Raw genomic sequence first — 2,231 nt, forward strand, 5'->3', positions numbered from 1 at the left:
CGGGACTGAAAGACGCAGAAGAAGTGACGGTCTGGGAAAAGCATAAAGAAGGAATTATGAGTGAACATATCTGGGCACCGGAACTTCATTATTTGGATGGAAAATGGTATATCTATTTTGCAGGTGGAGATAAAGATGATATCTGGGCAATTCGCCCATATGTGTTGGAATGCGCAGATGCAGATCCACTTACAGGAGCCTGGACAGAAAAGGGCAAAATGGGACGCACTGATGAAGACGAATTTTCTTTTGAGGCTTTTTCTCTGGATGCAACTGTATTTGAAAATAAAGGAAAACATTACTATGTATGGGCTGAGAAAGTAGGTGTAGGAAAACAAATTTCCAATCTTTACATTGGCGAGATGGAGACACCGTATAAATTGAAAACAGTTCAGGTATTGCTTACTACACCGGATTATGACTGGGAAAGAGTTGGATTCTGGGTAAATGAAGGTCCGGCGGTAATTCATCATGATGGAAAAATCTATCTTACCTATTCAGCATCTGAAACAGGCATTGCATACTGTATGGGAATGCTGACAGCTGATGAAAATGCCGATCTCCTTGATCCGAAATCATGGACTAAAGAACGCTGCCCGGTTCTTTGTACAGATGAATCAAAAGATATCTACGGTCCGGGACATAATTCCTTTACCGTAGATGAAGAAGGAAATCCTATTATGGTTTACCATGCAAGAACAGAAGCAGAGATAGTAGGTGATCCACTGTATAATCCGAATCGACATGCCATGCTGATGAAAATCCGTTGGGATGAAAAAACAGGAGCACCGGTTTTCTCTTATGAGGCCCAATAGAATTAAAAATGAAGGGCTTAAATATTTCTGATAACTAATGAAAATTTATCATTTGATCAAATGAGGCTGAAGCGTCTGTATGGTGTATTCATGCAGCGCTTCTTTTTTGCTTCTGTCAATCTGAAGATAGTGTGCATAAAGTACATCCAAAACCAGCAAAATCGGAAATTGCGGAGAAATAATATTTCCATATTCGAGGTGCTCCATACTGGCGAAGATCAGTGTTTCATCGCAAAATTCCTGATAGGATTTGTCCTGTCTGGCGGTCATAAGGAGAGTGTAAGCTCCTCGCTGATGCGCGGCTGTTAAGGAAGAGATAATGTCATCTGTCTGTCCGCTGACACTAATTCCGATAACCAGACAGTTTTCATCGAGAATAACGGAGTTTACTTTCATAATATGACTGTCTGTAACAGCTTCGATATTCAGTCCGATACGCATGAAACGCAGCTTCATCTCCTGAGCTGCGAGTCCTGAGCTGCCTCTGCCATAAACATAAACACGTGGTTTAGATACCAGAAGATTAGTGATTCGTGCAATCTGAGCCTTGTCCAGTAAGGCGTTGGATTTGTTAAGAAGCTCCTGATAGGTATTGAATTCCGAGATTTCGAAACTGGGAATGTTTTCTTCGGGGGCAGGAATCAGGCTTTGCTTGTATTCGTAAATGAATTCTCTGTACCCATGAAATCCGCACTTCTGTGCGAAACGGGAAAGGGATGCTTCTGAAACATAGAGAAGTCTGGAAACATTTTTGGACGAGAAATCCTGTTCGTCTGTATTATGAATGAAGAAATCAGCGATAGTTCTTTCAAGTGGAGTAAATGTATGATAATAAGACTCAATCAACGGAATGATATTGTGCTTGTTGAGTGCCAGTAAATAATTAGTTCCCTTCGTAGTAATGGTATATGGATTGACTACCTATTTAACAGAATCAGGTAAGCCTCCTGCCTCAATTGCGAAAAGTGACAAGCAATAGGGGGAAAATACAGTATGTGTTGTTTGATTAAGATATACTATATCATTTTAGAAAACGGTTCTCAAGATATGATGTAAATAATTTCAACATAAAAATAGAACAAGAAAGTATTTTCATAAAAATATCTGAAATGGATATAGAATGCAGGATGATTTGATAGGAATTGAAAGAAGAATCTAAAACCCTGCCATTCATTGAAAATAAATTCAATGACACTTATAATGGGTTTACCTTAAATGGATAACAGATAAAGTAAATCTGGATGAAACAAATGGTAGAGTGGATATTAAAAAAATAACCAGAAGAGGAGAATTGGTATGATTATTTATGCAGGTAAAGACTATTATGATGTAAGCAGAAAGGCAGCGAATATTATGTCTGCTCAGATTATTATGAAACCAAGAGCAGTTCTTGGACTGGCAACAGGTTCTACACCA

At 38.9% G+C, this 2,231-nt stretch carries 2 protein-coding genes and 1 pseudogene; 2 read left to right on the forward strand and 1 reads right to left on the reverse strand.

Translation table 11 applies throughout. From position 1 onward, the window contains the following. The coding region (locus AC058W_RS16035) for a glycoside hydrolase family 43 protein (protein ID WP_479390309.1) at window positions 1–815 on the forward strand (815 nt) is incomplete at its 5' end. A gap of 48 nt (window positions 816–863) precedes the next feature. On the opposite strand, the gene AC058W_RS16040 is transcribed toward AC058W_RS16035, so the two are convergent. Beyond that, window positions 864–1,661, reverse strand: coding sequence for a MurR/RpiR family transcriptional regulator (locus tag AC058W_RS16040; RefSeq protein ID WP_479390310.1), 798 nt, complete (start codon window positions 1,659–1,661; stop codon window positions 864–866). A 450-nt stretch (window positions 1,662–2,111) separates the two neighbouring features. Here AC058W_RS16040 and AC058W_RS16045 point away from each other — a divergent pair. After that, window positions 2,112–2,231 (forward strand): annotated as a pseudogene (locus AC058W_RS16045) (glucosamine-6-phosphate deaminase); the annotation flags it as partial.

It is taken from the genome of Blautia sp. CGZ-1-C1, assembly GCF_056504575.1.